At 41.0% G+C, this 16,928-nt stretch carries 14 protein-coding genes; 7 read left to right on the top strand and 7 right to left on the bottom strand.

What is annotated here, in order from left to right; translation table 11 throughout:
- Positions 1-2: 2 nt before the first annotated feature.
- The gene (locus tag PQ461_RS15665; RefSeq protein WP_274206474.1) at positions 3-1,694 is read left to right on the top strand and encodes a glycoside hydrolase family 19 protein; all 1,692 of its coding nucleotides are present in this window, start codon (positions 3-5) and stop codon (positions 1,692-1,694) included.
- A 3-nt stretch (positions 1,695-1,697) separates the two neighbouring features.
- Positions 1,698-2,114 (top strand): hypothetical protein, encoded by a 417-nt coding sequence (locus PQ461_RS15660; protein ID WP_274206473.1) that lies wholly within the window; start codon positions 1,698-1,700, stop codon positions 2,112-2,114.
- 521 nt (positions 2,115-2,635) lie between these two features.
- Here the strand turns inward: PQ461_RS15660 and PQ461_RS15655 are convergent.
- Together PQ461_RS15655 and PQ461_RS15650 are read right to left on the bottom strand one after the other, a co-directional pair.
- Positions 2,636-3,004 (bottom strand): VOC family protein, encoded by a 369-nt coding sequence (locus PQ461_RS15655; RefSeq protein WP_274206472.1) that lies wholly within the window; start codon positions 3,002-3,004, stop codon positions 2,636-2,638.
- Positions 3,005-3,067: 63 nt separating this feature from the next.
- On the bottom strand, positions 3,068-3,631 hold the full coding sequence (locus PQ461_RS15650) for a Crp/Fnr family transcriptional regulator (RefSeq protein ID WP_274206471.1): 564 nt from the start codon (positions 3,629-3,631) through the stop codon (positions 3,068-3,070).
- A gap of 118 nt (positions 3,632-3,749) precedes the next feature.
- Between PQ461_RS15650 and PQ461_RS15645 the strand changes: the two genes are divergently transcribed.
- Positions 3,750-4,973, top strand: a complete 1,224-nt coding sequence (locus PQ461_RS15645) for an MFS transporter (RefSeq protein WP_274206470.1) — start codon at positions 3,750-3,752, stop codon at positions 4,971-4,973.
- Between the two features lie 46 nt (positions 4,974-5,019).
- Here the strand turns inward: PQ461_RS15645 and PQ461_RS15640 are convergent, their stop codons facing one another.
- The 3 genes from PQ461_RS15640 to PQ461_RS15630 form a co-directional block, all read right to left on the bottom strand.
- Positions 5,020-6,636 carry a serine hydrolase domain-containing protein gene (locus tag PQ461_RS15640; protein ID WP_274206469.1) on the bottom strand — a complete coding sequence of 539 codons (1,617 nt, stop codon included), beginning with the start codon at positions 6,634-6,636 and terminating at the stop codon, positions 5,020-5,022.
- Between the two features lie 330 nt (positions 6,637-6,966).
- On the bottom strand, positions 6,967-8,295 hold the full coding sequence (locus PQ461_RS15635) for a paraquat-inducible protein A (protein WP_274206468.1): 1,329 nt from the start codon (positions 8,293-8,295) through the stop codon (positions 6,967-6,969).
- Between the two features lie 14 nt (positions 8,296-8,309).
- The gene (locus PQ461_RS15630) at positions 8,310-9,623 is read right to left on the bottom strand and encodes a paraquat-inducible protein A (protein WP_274206467.1); all 1,314 of its coding nucleotides are present in this window, start codon (positions 9,621-9,623) and stop codon (positions 8,310-8,312) included.
- A 186-nt stretch (positions 9,624-9,809) separates the two neighbouring features.
- On the opposite strand from PQ461_RS15630, the gene PQ461_RS15625 reads away from it, so the two are divergent.
- From PQ461_RS15625 to PQ461_RS15615, 3 genes are all read left to right on the top strand, one after another.
- Positions 9,810-10,526, top strand: a complete 717-nt coding sequence (locus PQ461_RS15625) for an SDR family NAD(P)-dependent oxidoreductase (RefSeq protein WP_274206466.1) — start codon at positions 9,810-9,812, stop codon at positions 10,524-10,526.
- Position 10,527: 1 nt separating this feature from the next.
- Positions 10,528-11,175: a flavin reductase family protein gene (locus PQ461_RS15620; RefSeq protein ID WP_274206465.1), complete on the top strand. Its 648-nt coding sequence runs from the start codon at positions 10,528-10,530 to the stop codon at positions 11,173-11,175.
- Positions 11,176-11,429: 254 nt separating this feature from the next.
- On the top strand, positions 11,430-12,653 hold the full coding sequence (locus PQ461_RS15615; protein ID WP_274206464.1) for a glycoside hydrolase: 1,224 nt from the start codon (positions 11,430-11,432) through the stop codon (positions 12,651-12,653).
- Between the two features lie 84 nt (positions 12,654-12,737).
- Here the strand turns inward: PQ461_RS15615 and PQ461_RS15610 are convergent, their stop codons facing one another.
- The gene (locus tag PQ461_RS15610) at positions 12,738-14,942 is read right to left on the bottom strand and encodes a glycoside hydrolase family 88 protein (RefSeq protein ID WP_274206463.1); all 2,205 of its coding nucleotides are present in this window, start codon (positions 14,940-14,942) and stop codon (positions 12,738-12,740) included.
- A 179-nt stretch (positions 14,943-15,121) separates the two neighbouring features.
- Here PQ461_RS15610 and PQ461_RS15605 point away from each other — a divergent pair, with 179 nt between their 5' ends.
- Positions 15,122-16,054: a manganese catalase family protein gene (locus PQ461_RS15605; protein WP_274206462.1), complete on the top strand. Its 933-nt coding sequence runs from the start codon at positions 15,122-15,124 to the stop codon at positions 16,052-16,054.
- Positions 16,055-16,323: 269 nt separating this feature from the next.
- Here the strand turns inward: PQ461_RS15605 and PQ461_RS15600 are convergent, their stop codons facing one another.
- Positions 16,324-16,917 carry a hypothetical protein gene (locus tag PQ461_RS15600; RefSeq protein ID WP_274206461.1) on the bottom strand — a complete coding sequence of 198 codons (594 nt, stop codon included), beginning with the start codon at positions 16,915-16,917 and terminating at the stop codon, positions 16,324-16,326.
- Positions 16,918-16,928: the final 11 nt, after the last annotated feature.

Below are 16,928 nucleotides of genomic sequence, written 5' to 3'. Positions count from 1 at the left end.
CTATGGCAGGCGGAACTATAACCGAAACAGCAGGGGGCTCAATTACCACCACTGTTAAAAATGATTATGATGTTTACGGCGAACGTGTAAATCTGAATGCCGGTAAAAAGGTATCGCTGCATGGCGAAGAAAATGGTGTAGTGCTAAATAATAAGCCGAAGGACCCGCCGCCGGGCAAGGCAACTGTTATTAAAGCATACTTTGCTAAAAAAGTGCAGCAAGATGTAGTTACTAAAACAGAAAATTATACCATAGTAAAAGGTGATACGCAGAAATCAATCGTCGCTGCACACAAGGGCGTTAAACTGAAAGATATACCGAAGAAGCCAGTTCCGGGTAAAACGGTAGCTTTAAAGTATTATGAAAAAAAATATGTTTTAGACCGTATCAAAAGCGCCATATTAGGTTCTAAGGTTTTTCTGGTAGCAGAAACTGCCGGCCTGAAAGATGCCACGCTTACTTTTGAGGTTTTGGGCAGCAACAACACCACTTTTGTAAGCCCCGACCAAACTGTAACCATATTGCAGGATGGTGCTGAAAAAACAGATATTACTGCCAAGGTTGGCGAATATGCAACCAAGACCGAATTTGATAAAGCGGACAGTATTTTTGCGAATAGGGCAGTTGCCGAAGTAGAGCTGAAGCCAAAAGAAGCGGATACGGCCAAAGATTGGGCTAAAAAGATTAACGACAGCAAAGAAAAAAAGGCTTATCTGCACCTTACAGTTAAAGCACAAAGTGACCTGGATGTACAATACAATAACGAGGACGATAAGGTAACACAGCCTACCAAGGACAAAGGCATCTACCTTAATAAATCTGACTTATGGTTTATCTTAAAAACATGTTTCTGCAACAGGGAACTTGATAAAGATGACCTGATGTTGATGGGTATATCAGAGGCTAAAGCAAAAGACTATTTAGATGGATTTAATGAAGCGATAAAGACTTACCAGATCAATACCTGTTTAAGAATATTACATTTTGTTGCACAGGTAAAAGTAGAGTCGGGAAGTTTTACACTAACTAAAGAAATTTGGGGGCCTACGGCAGTTCAGAAAAAATATGAAGGCCGTACCGACTTGGGAAACACCGAAAAAGGAGATGGTTACAGGTTTTTAGGCAGAGGATTAATCCAGATCACAGGCCGTACAAATTATACGGCTTATGGTAATTATAAAGGTCAAAATTTTACTACTGAACCTAATAACGAGAAGCTGGAGAATGCGCCATATTCTATAGATTCGGCAGCATGGTACTGGCATGTGCATCTATCGCCTACGGATTTAAATGTTGATGCGGACAATGATGATCCAATGTACTGTACTTATCGTATCAATGGTGGTTTTACGCATTACCGCGACAGGGAGGGATATGCAAAAAGTATTATAAAAACTATTGGTACTTGCGTATCTACTGACCTTTCTAAAAAAGGAACTTATAAACTATCTACAAGCAAGTGTAATAATTATAAGGATGCAGTTTATAAATGGGCCAACCTGTTACATGATGAGCATGATGCAAACTCATCAGAAGAAACCTCAAAAACAGCTTATCAGCGGTATATTACGTTAACCCAGGATAGTATGGCAAAAGTTAATGCCAAGCTTGCCCATAAACCGCCGCTGCCATTAACCAAATCAGAAAAAAGTTTAAAAAGTAAAGTTGATATCGCAACAGAAAGAAGTCGATAAAATATGAAAAAGGTAATTTTAATAGCGTTTCTATTGTTCGCCTTTTGCTTTGTAAAAGCGCAGAGTAAGGCAAATTGTATAAATTTTAATAAAGCATATACACTTACATCTGACTGGGAAAAAGAACCTTGTGCAGGGGCACAGTTGGAAGTAAAAGTAATTAAGAAGGCAGCCAAATTACTTTGCACCATAACCATTGACGACAAAAAAATATCCGGATACTTAGTTAAAAATACAATTGAAAAAGACACGCCCGGACTTTATAATTTTTTCAGGACCGGACATCCATCCGCAGTATATCTTTTTATAAAATTCTACACGGATGATAGTAGAAGTAAAGCCGATATTATTAACCAGGATGGGTTAAAGGTATTTGTACCCTGCTTTGACCATAAGGTAATGACGCTGGAGTCAGAGTAACAGCATTGAAATGTGTTTTAATAAATTCAATGAAACGGATTGCCTCTATCTTACTGATCATATGCTCACATTGTATCAGTTATGCACAGGTCGCGGTTAAATCTGAAAATATTATTCGATATACGAAATCGTATACATTTACATCTGATATTGAAAATGATCCTTGTGCCGGTGCTCAGATCAGCTTAAATGTACAAAAGCTACAGAAAAAGCTCTTGTGTACCATAACTGTCGATAATAAAAAGATTCCGGGTTTTCTGGTTAAAATACAGACCCGTCTAATAATGATTCTCCTAACCTGTATGACTTTTACAGGAGCAGCAGCCCTAAAAATATCTATCTGTTTATCAGGTTTTACAAAGAAGAAAAGGTTAATAAAGCAGATATCATTAATGAAAATTGGCGAAAAGCTTTCAAACCCTGCTTTGATCAAAAGCTAATAACGTTGGAGGTTAAATAGTACTTTATTTTGCTTTAAGCCCTGACTTATAACATAGTTCATGAAAAAGGCAGGGATGGTATCATTTAGTATGAAACTGGCCAAAGTGCCATAAGTTGCCTGCCGGGTCATGTACAAAGCACTCTTTACCCCAATCTTCATTTCTTACAGGGTGTACCTTTACACCGGCATGCTTTTTAGGTAAATCCAGTTTGTTTAGCTCCTGCCAAAAAAGGTCGACATCTTCAACTTCCATAAAGATCATGGTGTTATCAATCCAGTCTTTCACATAGGCATCCTGCAGGTAAAAGCCGAAATCACCTGTCTTAAACAAAGACATTTTGGGCATTAACACAATTTCTTCAAAACCCAGATCGCGGTAAAAGCTTCGGGATTGTTCAAAGTTTTTTGAGCCTACAAACGGCCGAATTGATTTTGCCTGAATATTCATGTTGTTTTAGATTCTGTTGATGCAAACGTAGCAATTAGAGCGGGTATAAGCGCTTGATTGTAATCAAGAAATCACTTTACGCCGAACACGGCTCAAAGTTTCGGGAGTAATACCTAAAAATGAAGCAATATGCTTTAGGGGAAACTGTTGTATGATCTGAGGTTTGTTATTCAGTAAAAGCGTATATTTTTCTTCGGGCGATAGACGGTTTTGCCTGTAGGCTTGTACCTGAGTGCTTTGTTCCAATATATGCCCTAACCGAAAATACGACGGCGAGATACGGATTAGTTCATGAAAATAATAAATACTCAATTCAAATACTTCGCTATCCTGTACCGCTTGGATAATGGTACAGGATGGCGATTGTGACATGAAGCTTTGATGTTCTACTATCCAGTCGCCTGTGATATGCAAATTGAGTGTGGTTTCTTCTGCGTGTTCCAGCATGTAGTATTGACGGAAACTACCGGAGCTAACATAGTAAAACTGCTGGCAAATGTCGCCTTCATTGATTAACATCCCTCCTTTGCAAATCATCACCCGTTTTAAACGGGCAGTTATTTCTGCAAGCTCCTGTTCAGAAAAGTTTCCGAAGCCCAAAAGAGATGCCTTTACCTGTTCAAACATTTGGCAGAATATTTAAAAGATCAGGAAGCAAGATATATTTATTTGTAGAAATACGGTCATGCTATTCTTACGCTTATTTAACAATTTGCATTTAAGGTAATGCTACCTTTGCCCGCAAATGCTTTCAACACCTGCTTTAACAACGCCGCAACTTAAAGATCGGCGGATTTCAACCATACTGGCGTTTGCCTTGTTGCCGCTTTCTGGCTTTGCTACTGATATATACATCCCTTCTTTACCCAGCATGGGTGCCGATATGCACATCAGCAGTATCCAGGTTCAGTTAACACTTACACTGTTCCTGATCAGCTATGGGGTTTCACAACTTTTTTTAGGCAGTATATTAGACTCTTACGGCCGTTACAAATTTAGCTTAGGGGCGTTGTTCATATTTGTGCTGGCAAGCCTTGTTATTGCGCTTACACATAATATCTACGTGATCTATGCCATGCGAATTATTCATGGTATTACCGTAGCCATGATCGTGGTAGCAAAACGTGCTTATTTTGTTGATGTTTATGAAGGCGATCGCCTTAAACATTATCTAAGCATGTTTACCATTATATGGTCGGCTGGGCCAATTGTTGCGCCGTTTCTGGGCGGATATTTTCAAAGCACGTTAGGGTGGGAGTCTAACTTTTATTTTCTGGCAGGTATGGCGGCCATTATAGCTGTGCTTGAGGTGATTTATAGCGGAGAAACCATAAGGCATCGCACCGAATTTCACCTAAGAAAAATAGCGGGGCTATATGCAGAGATGATTAAGACCACCACGTTTAGCCTTGGCATATTAATGCTGAGTTTTGCTTATTCTATGGTGATCATTTACAACATGACCGGGCCATTTATTGTAGAGCACCATTTTAAGTTTACGCCGGTAGTTGCCGGTTACTGTTCGCTAATTTTGGGTTGTGCCTGGATGTTGGGCGGTTTTATTGGCCGCGCGCTTATCAGCCGTCCGTTTTTCGGAAAGTTATTTGTGAATATTCTGCTACAGCTACTTACGGTTACGCTGATGATCATCAGTGTGCATTTCATCAGCAATATTTATGTTATGGTGTTTTTTGCATTTGTAATACATGTTGGCGCCGGATTTACCTACAATAACTACTTCACTTATTGCCTGGGACGTTTCCCTAAAAATGCAGCCATGTCTGGCGGTTTAACAGGAGGCATGGTGTACGTTATCCTGTCGTTACTTACATACTTTGTAGTAGCGGCTATCCCGGCTAAAGACGAACTTAATTTAAGTTACAGCTACCTGGTATTTATTCTATTATCTGTAATAGTAATTGTGGTGCTTTTCCAGATGAACAAAAAGCCTAAATTAGTTAATGCTTAATAAGTAGAGTAAGTTATAGTGCATCTATACAACTTAATGCCTCGGCTTACTTATATATCGCTGGTAATATAAATTCTTCTACAATGCGGTCGGCTTGTTTATGAGCATAGCCGCTGCCATAAGCTGTAGCGGTAATTACTAACACTAATGGTTGGTTTTTAAATACATATATTTTGTTCCCGCCATTACCAGAGCAATAATAAGCTTCATAGTCTTTGCTACCGCTTTTATAGGTTTTATTCCAGAATAAATAGCCGTAAAACTCATTCTTTCTGCCAGTTATCGGCAGCTGATGAGAAAGGCTTTCCTTAACCCAGCTTTCCGGAAGCAGTTGTTTACCATTCCAGCTGCCCTTGTTAGCATATAGCTGGCCAAACTTGGCAAAATCAAGCGAATTCATCCTGATCCCACCGGCAGTGCTTGGTACATGCTGAGGCGTATATACCCATTTGTAATTAGTAATATGTAAAGGTTTGAAAAGGTTCTTATCGGCATACTTATCCAATCCGCCCGGGATCACCTTATCCAGTGTACTACCTAACAGCATTACTCCAGAGGTGAAATAGTGCCATTGACCATGATATTTTATAGTATCAAGCGGAAGATCTAAGGTGAATTTTACCCAGTTATCAGTTGGGTACATGTTTTCTTCATTTCCAGCAGAACTTGGATCATCGTCATCGCCATCAAAGCGCGAACTCATGGTCAGTAATTCTCTAAGACGGGTACCTGCTTTGGCTGGTGAATAGTTTTTAAAAGTTTTAAGATCATAAAAATCACTTAAAGTCTGATTGACGGATTGTAAGTAACCATCCCTTATGGCCATACCTGTAAGAGTTGACGCAAATGTTTTGCCTACCGAGCGTACATCGTGCAGGCTGTCGCGCGTTGCGCCATTAAAATATTCTTCAAAAAGTATCTTACCATTCTTAATCGCAACAACACTGGTTACGTGTTTAAATGCGTCGGCTTCAATGTAAGCACGCAGTTCCTTAATTTTATTTATATCAAACTTTTCATTGGAGACAGCCAAGCCATCATACGGCTTTAAGGGGGATAGCTTTACGTGAGCTAAATCAATATCCGGTTTGCGTTTGACTATAAGTTCAAGCTGGCCTTCAGCAATAATATCGCCTGTTTTTAATTCAGGGGTTTTCACATACGGCCTTAACGTTAACCGGAATTTGTGAGGCCCATCAGTTAAAGCACTGTCGCCACCACTGAACATAAAGCGGTTCCATGCCGACTGGCTCCACCAGGCACCTTCGTTCTGATTATCTATAAGCGGTTTTATCCATAAAGTATCCTGCTGTTGCTGCTGTGCTCTTGGCGCACCCGGAATAAGCTCAGTATGATAGACCAGCTTATCGTCAACAAAGAAGTTAAACTGGTAATTGCCAACTTTTGATAAGGAATCTTTACTTAAACCGGGAGCCAGTTTGTGAAGCTCATCTGTTAACGGTTGCTTTAGAGATACGGTTATATAAAGGTTAGTTTTATTGGTAAGTAAAAGTTTTTGTAATGCAGTTGAAGCATTTGTGTTTTCAAGATTTACTTTATCATCTGTAAAAATGATTTTCCCTGGTTTAATCTGGGCAAAAGTAGTTATCCCAATAAATATGGAAATTACAAAAGCTACCGATTTTTGGAAAGATAACTGCATAAGGACAGGCTTAATGTATTTATTAAAACAGATACAATATCAGTATAATATTGTACTGTTTATCAATATTATTACCGTGTTATACCACCGGAATATTTTTAGTGCTTATTTCGCTACGAGGTAAAATGATTACAGAAAGAGATAAAGTGGAGTACGGGGGAAGATACCCTTGATAACGTATTGCAATTTTTACAGTCAGTAGACTTCCCCTTAAAGGGGAATGCATAGGCAGGAGTTTCGTCGCTAACTTTCACAAGGGGACAAACTTATTGCAGATTGCCTGATAGTCAATATAAAAGGGGAAATTAAGCAACAAAACTCCAGTCGCATTTAGCCATTTTCAGCTGCTGCTTTATTGCCGTTTAGCACATTTTTCAGAATGCGTTTCAGAATAGTTTCATACACTACATAAGCCACAAAAATAAGATAGCCTGGCTGCAATGCGCTTTGATTTACGGTATCTAATGTAAGTGTGCTGTTGTGGATGTTAAGTCCGGATAGCTGGCTTTTTAAGATGCCGTTTAAGCCAATGTAGGTCATTATAATGCCGACCACCATTACATCGGCCATATTCCACTTGCCCGATTCCAAAGCAAGATAACGCACTACCTTATTATTGGCCAATTTTTCGTTGCATGATACATGTATGCCGGTGGCTATCAAAATCAGCACAGGTAATATGATTACAAACAGCGTGAGTAATACCCCAACAGCTATTGCATCGGGCTTTGGCTGTGCTAATAACACCTTAATCACTTCTAAAATACTTTTGTTCTGATAAAAAAGCACCTGGTTATCAAAGCCGATCTTGTCGCCCAAAAGCATAAAATTCATGGCTTTTATACGGGCATCTACTTCAATGATAGATGCGGTAGCCCCCACAATCAGTAATACCAGCGCTATGCATAATGAAAGGACGAAAAAGGTAGTATGCAGATGCACATATTTTCTGAGCACCCACCATAACATTAAAGCAATTACAACACATGCAAACATCACATAAGCGTATTTGTAAGTAAGCTCGCGCATTTCAAACGAGCTGCTATTGATCAGCTTATTAAATTGTGCCTTGTCCTTAACCCTGTATTTGTTAAACATATACTTGGTCAGGGTAAGGTTCGCCTCTGCTGTACTATCATAGGTTTGCCGGCCCAGCTGGTCTAATTTGCTGGTTACAATTCCCTTCAACCTTTTTGTGCTGGTAGGGCTGTTAACCTTCATTACAATGGTATGGGCAAAAGAAGGTACCTGCGCGCGGATGTCGTCCACATCTACTACAGCATTAAAGGCCAGGTTTTTAAGCTTACCGCCAATGCTTTTTTGTGGTTTTTGAAATTGGGCAGCCGTTTTAGTTACCAGTTGCTGTAATTGCTTTTCAACCGCTGCCTGTAATTCTTTTTTCTGGGCCGAAGTCATTTTAAATTCGGTAACCTGATTATCAACCACATCAACTATTTTATCTCTCCACTGGTCAACAGAAAATATCCCGAATGTAATGCTGTTAACCGTACTGTAATCTTCTCTAAGCTGCTCCTGCTGTTTTGATAAAACATCTACATGGTAACCGCAGAACATCTCTATGCCTAAAAGTATAAGCAGGCCTACCGCAAGTAATAGGTTACTTATCCTTGTTTTATTATGTGTTTGGACTGTCGTCATTTCTCAATCAATAATCAATGTGCATCATTCGGGGTGATAAATTTGAGTATCGTGGAAAGGATAAGTCCATACACTACGAAACTGATAAAGATGATATAGCCAGGCTGAAGGGCGGTATTGTTAGTGGTGATAATGGTAAGCGGGCCGCTTTTAATGTTAAGCATAGCTAACTGGCTTTCCAGCAAACCATTTAAGCCTATAAAAACCATGAGTATAGCAATCACAATAACATCGGCCATGCTCCATTTGCCCGATTGAAAGGCGAAGTACTTAATAACCTTATTTTCTGCCAGCTTTTTGTTGCCAAGCAGGTGCATGCCTGTTGAAGATAATTTCATGATAGGAAAAAGTATGCTGAATACAAGTATTAAAACACCAACTAAAATGGAATCTGCCTTTGGCTGTTTCACCAATACTTCTACTACATCAAGTATGCTTTTACTTTGAAAAAATAGCACCTGGTCTTTAAATGTCACATGTTCGCCAAGCAAGACAAAATCAAGCGAGCCAATCCGGGCGTCTACCTCTATCATAGATGCCGTAAGTCCTACCGCCAGTAAAATAAAAGCAAACAGCAAAGACATGATGAAAAGCGTTACATGCAGCTCGGTGCGTTTGCGTAGCAGCCACCACATTAGCAATACAAATACTACGCAACCCAACATGGTAAAAGAGTAGTTATACATCGTTTTCCTGATCTGCTCAAGCGAAGTCGTCAATTGCTTGTTAAGAGCATCCTGATCTTTTACATGGTATTTTTTAAAGATGACAGTGGTAATTGAGTCTTTAGCTGTTAATGCACTATCTACATAATCGCTTTGCTCCAATACGGCAACCTTGCCCATTGCAAGTTTACTCAGTTGCTTTTTATTATTCGGATTATCAGCCTGTGCAATTATTGTACGGGCAAAGCCCGGAACCTGCGCTTTTATCTTATCTGTATTTACAAAGGTTTTTACAGCAAGCTTTTTAAGTTTACCGCCAAGCGAATGCTGTGGTTTGTTTAATAGGCCCTCCGCTTTGTTAATTAAAGCCATTATAATTTGTTCAACTTCTTTCTGCAGGTCTTTACGCTGCGCCTTGGTCATTTCAAAATGGCGTACCTGGTGGTTTATAATGCCTTTTATATCATCGCGCCACTGGTCAACAGAAAATAAGCCCAGCGTAATATTATTTACATCAGAAAAATCTGTTTTAAGCATTTCCTGCTGCTTGGATAAGCTATGCAAACGATAACCCGAGTAGGCTTCGGCACAAAGAAGTACAGCCAACCCCAGCACCAGGAAAAGATTAGCAAAAAAGTTTTTGTTTTTAGCGTGTTCTTGCAAGTTATTATGGTTTACGAGTTGATAACTATGAACATGGCTAAAAGTTTGCCGACAGCTACAACTCAAAGATTTAAACCAATGAAAACAAATTTGAGGGTTGCGGCTTGTTTGTTATCTGATTAAAGCTGTAGTTTTAAGGATAGCTTTCTACTTAATTAGTGTATAGATAATTAGCCTACCAGTATCATGGGTTTTGAAAATAAGAATATATTAATTGCCGGCGCTGCTTCTGCTATAGGTACAGCGCTGTTAAGGTCGCTGACAGATCAGGGAGCAAAGGTTTATGCCATATCCAGGCAAAGGCCCGACAGCTGGCCAACTGACGTTGAATTTTTACAAGCAGATCTTTCCACAGCTGTTGATGGCTTTACAGGCTTTTTGCCGCAACAATTGCACGGGTTTGTATACTGTGCAGGCAGCATTAACCTGAAACCTTTTGGCAGGCTTACGGACGAAGATTTTCTGAAAGATTACCAGATCAATACCCTGGGCGCGGTACGAATAGCCAGGGCAACCTTACCATTGCTCAAGGCATCCGGGGATGCAGCAATAGTATTTATCAGTTCAGTAGCTGTCAAAGCAGGTATGCCTTATCATACCAGTATCAGCAGTGCTAAAGGTGCGCTCGAGGGTTTTGCACTTTCGCTGGCGGCAGAATTAGCTAACCAGCAGATCAGGGTAAATGTGGTAGCGCCGTCATTAACGGAAACACCATTGGCAGCAGGACTTTTGAACACGAACGATAAAAAGGAAGCATCTGCTAAAAGGCACCCGCTGGGGCGTTACGGGCAACCAGGGGATATAAGCGGCGCTATTGAGTTTTTGCTGTCTGAAAAGGCTGAATGGATGACCGGGCAAGTGTTATCTGTAGATGGTGGAATGGGAAACATCAAAACTTTTTAAAATGGATACAATAGGTAGTGATGATATTGAGAAAATGGAAAAATCATACCGCACGGCTATGATGAACAGCATTAGCGGTTATAAGCCATTGAATCTGTTAGGTACAATCAGCAGCGATGGTAAGCCTAATTTATGCATTGTTAGCTCTGTTTTCCATCTGGGTTCTAATCCGCCGCTTTTAGGTATGATCCTTCGCCCGCCACGCCCGCATAATGACAGCCTTAAAAATATCAGGTCGGTTAACCAGTATACGCTTAACAATGTAACTTCCGAAACCTATCGCAACGCACATCAAACAAGTGCCAGTTACCCTTCGGGTGTTTCAGAATTTGAGCAATGTGGCTTCACCGCGTATCATCAGGAAGGCTTTAAGCCACCCTTCGTTAAAGAATCTACAATTAAAATAGGCTTAGAGCCTGTACAAATTACAGACATCGAGTTAAACGGAACCACTTTGGTCATTGGTAAGATCCTCTTGATCATTGCTGACAAAGACATCACCCTGCCTGATGGTTCTATTGATCATATTAATGCAGGTACGGTAGCTGGTTCAGGTTTGGATAGTTACTTCCTGCCCCGGTTATTAGACAGGTTAGCCTATGCTAAACCTGATTTGCAGGTTTCCAGCATTCTTACTAATAAAAGTTAAATGGATATGCTTACGTAGTTATAGTCTCTTATTTATTGCCTTTGTAAAAGTGAGTTTCATATAGGATAATCAGTTTTATCGTAAAGAAAATATTGCTGTTTTAATATTTTTATAGCTATTGAGAATATTGGTAATATTTCAACATTATTGATAGCATTGTGGTAATTTATGGCATATATTAAAAATGCTCCGGGATATTTTTGGTCTATCCATCCGGATATATAAACCTTATTATTTACCAAAAATTAACCTTTATGAAAAAGAGCATTTTTACGCTTTGTGTATCTGTATTGGCATTAGCAGCCTGTACCAAACAAAACATTAATGAACAAACTGCAGGTGCCGGCGTATCAAAAAGCACGAAGGCGGTTGATGCGGTTGCCGGTACGGCCACTGTTGATGCAAGTACAGTTCAGCAAACTGTTCAAGGCTTTGGCGGAGCCAGTATTTTAGCATGGCAAGCCGACCTGACTTCAGACCAGCGAACAAAAGCTTTCTCTACCACAAGCGGCATCGGCATGAGTGTTCTGCGTGTAATGGTGCCTACCATCAGCAGCAGCTTTGCGGCTGAAAAACCTACTATTGATGTTGCCAAAAGCTTCGGTGCCAGGGTAATAGCCACCGCATGGAATGCCCCATCAAGCATGATGACAGGTAACCACCTTAACACCTCATCTTATGCTGCTTATGCTTCTTATTTAAGTTCTTACAATTCGGCAGTTGGCGGTGTGTATGCTATCAGCCCGTTTAATGAGCCCAACTACACAGGTTCTACATGGATGCAGGCTTCGGTATCAGAAGTTACCAACTTTGTTGCCCAGCAAGGCGCTAATTGCGGTGCGCCTATTATGGCACCTGAACCATTTAATATGGATCAGTCTTTTATCAATACTTTTTTAAGCAATTCTACTGCAAAGGCTAATACCAGTTTTGTATGCGGGCACATTTATGGTGTAAATCCATACAGCCTGGGCAGTATAGGTAAATCCGTATGGATGACCGAGCATTACACCAACTCCAGCATCAGTGGAAACGATTGGGGCAATGCCATGACAGCGGCTAAAGAAATACACGATTGTATGAATGCAGGTTGGGCTGCTTATGTTTGGTGGTACATCCGCCGTAGCTATGGCCCGATTGATGAGAGCAGCAACATTACAAAGTTAGGTTATGTAATGGCGCAGTGGGCCCGTTTCGTTCGCCCGGGATATAGTAAAATTTCCTGCACATCAAATCCAACTTCGGGGGTATATGCAACAGCTTACAAAAGCGGTACAAAGCTGGTAATTGTTATTGTTAACCAAAACAGCGCCACAACCAGCCAGGCATTCAGCCTTAGTGGAATATCAGCCACAGGTTTTGACAGGTACTCAACTAATAGCAGCTCAAACCTGGTTCATACTACTTTCACCACTTCGGGCAGCAGTTTCAATATCAGTTTGGCCCCATCAAGTGTCACCACTGTTATTTCACAATAATGATGTAATCATTATATTTTAATTGTAGCAATAGTTGAATTATGGGCGGCGTAGACCGCCCATAATTCAACTATTGCACTGCTTTTATTTCCAGCTAATGTGTATTTCTGCGTTGCCTGCCACTTCAAATTCTATGTTGCCGCCAGATGCACTTTTGCCTTTGATGATCTCCCCGTTATGGGTAACCGTAAGCTCAGGTAACCTGGCTTTACCTGCTTTAACGATCATCAGCCGGGATCTCAGCCTGCCGTCGCCAGACAGGCGAAACGTAACCGGCTTATGTTTTTTGGGTGAAAAGCCATAGGTCGGGTAATCTGTATAGATCAGTAAACCGGCTTCGTCAACCTGCATATAGTGTCTTGGTAAAATACCAAAGGCATTACCTGCGCCGTATACTTCCTGCCCAACCTGGCCGGATTGTTCCCAACCGTCATGCAGGTCCTCCAGTGCGATCCAAAGGTTGGGGTCAACTTCGCCGCTCTTTACCTCTTCAGACAGCATTTCTTTAGGCAGCATGGGCGGGTAATAATAAACTGCCCGGTGTACCAGGTAGCGTATAAATTCGGCCATCAATAATCTGACAGAGGGCTCAATGTCGAGGTCTTCGGCATGACGTAAATAATCATGGAAAGCGCAAAACACTTCTTCTTCTTCATAAGCTGCAGTGTAAGGTGCATCGCTTAATGGAAATAGCGCAAAAAAAGTAGGCAGGTTTTTACCATAACCGTAATTGCAATCCCATAGCTGGGTGTTTTTAAGAACATTAGCTATGGCAAGGTAACTGAGTTGAAGGTATACGTTGTTTTTTGTGATCTTATATAAGCGTAATAAGGCACCGGCCGAGAAGGCGGTATTATTGGCCTGGTAAAACATATCAAAGCCAAGGCCTTTGAGTTTCATAGCTGCTTTTTCTGCTTCGGCCAGGTATTTCTTCTCACCGGTTAACTCCCAGGCTTGCAGCATGACATGTGCATATAGCCCCGGCACATCTTTTTCGCCACCTTTGCCGGGCTGCGTTTCGGCTTTTAATACTTCCAGTGTATCCATTTTATAGAAAACCGGCCAGTTATATTGGAAATGATGAGCAACCTTAATGGCAAACGGCAGGGAATCCAGAAACAACTTCTCGGCAACCTTATCGCCTTTGAGGGCTAATCTGGACAGGTTAAGTAAAGGGTGCTGCAAATACCATGAATCCATCACCAGCGGGCCTTTTTGCTCTTCTTCGCCCTCTAACTGATCAGCCGCTTTAGGGTGCCAGCGCATAATGGTTTTGTATTTTTCCTGGTAGAAGGGGGGGAGGCCATCCTTTATTTTTTTCATAACCGCTAACTGCGAGTCATTCCATTCAACATAATCCAGCAAGGGCAGTAATATTGCCAGCTGCACCATAATCTCAGGCGGGGTTTGATAATCACAAACGTAGGCGTTAAAATAATGGTTACCGTCCACCTGCGACCAGCAGCCCGGACTATCCTGCAAGTCGAACAGCCCCTTTTTAAGAATATCAGGCCAGTCTTTATAAGTAGTCTCGGGCTTAGGCAGCTCCAGGTAAATGGCCGCCAGCAGGTCCATATACTGTTTGATCATAGCGGGTTCGTCTGCCGGAAATTCGTCCGACAGGGCTACATAAGCATCGCTGATGATATATGTTTTGCCTGCCTGCAAGGGCTTTTGTTTAATGGTTGGCGGCAGCGCAAAACCAATCTCGGGCCATTCGCCACCGACGGTATTACCGGCAGAGGTTTCGGAGTCCTGGTTATAATCTACCAGTGAGCTAAGGTTCTGGAAATAAAATACAGATCCGGCTTTCGGGCGCGTCAGCGTAAAGTAAAGCTGGCCCGAACGTGTGCCTACCTGGCTGGCCTTAATTTCGCCTTCAGCTAAAATATTGCTGCTATTGGCGCCTAAAGGCACAATATCGCGCGGCCAGTAAGGGAAAAGCAGGGGGGCAGAAGGGATTAGGGTGGTGGTCCAGTGTAATAAAGTCTGTTCACTGCCCGGCCATTGCAAAACCACGCGCTGAGCACCCATAATGGATTTAAGGTTAATAGTTACTCCGTTTTCATTTTCTTCAGTCGAACTGATGCTTAGTTTATCATTGGGTGAATAAGCCAGCCGGAAAGCAATACGATTTCCTTTAGGCCAGCTGGCAATAAGCCACAATGCCTCACCGAGGTCAATGATCTGTAGGAAATAGCCTCCGGTTTGTTTTTGCCAGTGTACCGGCAGGTTTTTTTGGTTAAGGGCTGCATTGGTATTAAGCAGCCAGGGTGATAGTGCATCCATAGTTAGTGAGCCAAGGTTGTAAGTCAGAAATATGTTTTCAGGGGTAATTGTTTGACTGCTGTACTGTTTCTTTTAAGATAATCGTTAATTATGTTTTCATTCTAAATAAATTTTTTAACTATGAAACATAATTGGACGCCTTTAGGTTGTATAGATATACATTATTTAAATCAACGATTATGTTTCATCACGTAAAAGATCTACAGTTTAACGCACGCGTTTCAAGGCCCGATCCATATTTTGCTAACTTACTACTGGAACAGTTCGGCGGTGAGAACGGCGAACTGGCAGCAGCTATGCAATATTTTACCCAAGCATTCGGCGCCAAAATGCCGCATCCGGACAAGTACGATATGCTGATGGATATCGCCATTGAAGAATTTAGCCACCTGGAGATTGTCGGTGCTACCATCCAGATGTTACTAAAAGGGGTTAACGGCGAATTAAAGAATGCCGCTGACAGTTCTGAAATTATGCAGGTGCTGAATGGTAAAGCAGCAAAAGAAGATATTATTCACCAGGCGGTATTTGCAAATCCGCAGTTTGGTATTATCACCGGTGGCGGTGTAACTCCTCGTAACAGCCAGGGTATTCCGTGGTGTGCATCTTATATTCATTCAAATGGCGATCTGACTGTTGATTTACGCAGTAATTTAGCTTCGGAGTCAAGGGCTAAACTGGTTTATGAGCACCTGATGAAATTTACAGACGATCCTTACATCCACGAAACACTGTCATTTTTAATGACGCGTGAGGTGGCACATTATAAGATGTTTGAGGCTGCATTGAACGATATTCAGCCTAATTTCCCTCCAGGCGTATTGGCTGCCGATCCACGGTTTACGCAACAAGCCTATAATTTATCAGACGGCGCAGTACGTGGGCCATGGAATGAAGGTGAAATGCCAGACATGGGCAAAGAGTTTGTGTTTGTTGAAGATCCGATAGAACAGGTACAGCAAACCGAAGGCCAGACCAAGCTTGATCAGGACTTCAACAAGGAATTAAAAGCAACAGACAAGCTGAACCAGGAAATGAGTAAAGTGAAAAGCGATGAGGTTAAAAATGCTGAGCCGGAAGGTGTGGCACAATGGAGTACTTATCGCGAATAAGTATTGTTCTGAATTATTAGATGCGTTTGTAGTGTGATGAGTAGGAGAGATTATCCCGTTCATCAGACGTAAATAAACGCATATTTCCATCAAAGGAGTTGCAATGCAGCTCCTTTGATGGTTAATATGCTGTGTGAAAACCAGCCTAATTGCTGTCAATCTGTGTGATGTTCAGAATTTAGTTTTAAATGTATAATTTGTTCCAAACATTTAAAAGCTTTAATAGTCAGCATTACTTTCGCTTCAAGGTTAATAATAGTTGTCATATCTCATTGCACAATTAAGATTGAATCACGTAGAGGATATCTTCCTTCCCACATTCCTTTTGACTGAACTAATTTACCGGAAGACTTTTCTTTAAGAGTGAGTAAGTAGTTGGCCGAAATCTTTCTATATATGATAAAAAGTTTAATCTGTAACTTTTGCCCGGGTTTTATATTTGCTTCGTTAACAAATTTTAATGGTGAAGGTATTTGTGCTTCGCCTTCCTGATACAACCATTTTTGAGGCCCTAATATCAGGTTATTATTAGCTACATTTTCTGGAACACTATAAGTATTGTCCACATTGACGATTTTATATTCGTCAGGAGTTGGCTTATTGAATTTAGAAAACTCAAAGATGTGATCAGGGTTAATTATAACTTTTTGATTTATAGTAGTTCCATTGTAGTATTCAAGGTTAGGCCGCTGTTCTACAATGTTTTGATATCCATCCGGAATATTTGAAAAAGTCAATCCTACAACCTCATATTTCCTCTCCGCGATTGGTTGTGAATTAACGGGTGATGAATCAGGTGATTGCGAATTTTTTTTGCAGCAAGTAAATAACACTGCTACTAATATTAACAAATAACGACGCATACCAACTTGTT

Source organism: Mucilaginibacter sp. KACC 22063 (genome assembly GCF_028736115.1).
Lineage (GTDB): Bacteria > Bacteroidota > Bacteroidia > Sphingobacteriales > Sphingobacteriaceae > Mucilaginibacter.
Note: the sequence above shows the minus strand (reverse complement) of the source record. Positions and strands in the feature narration are given on the sequence as shown.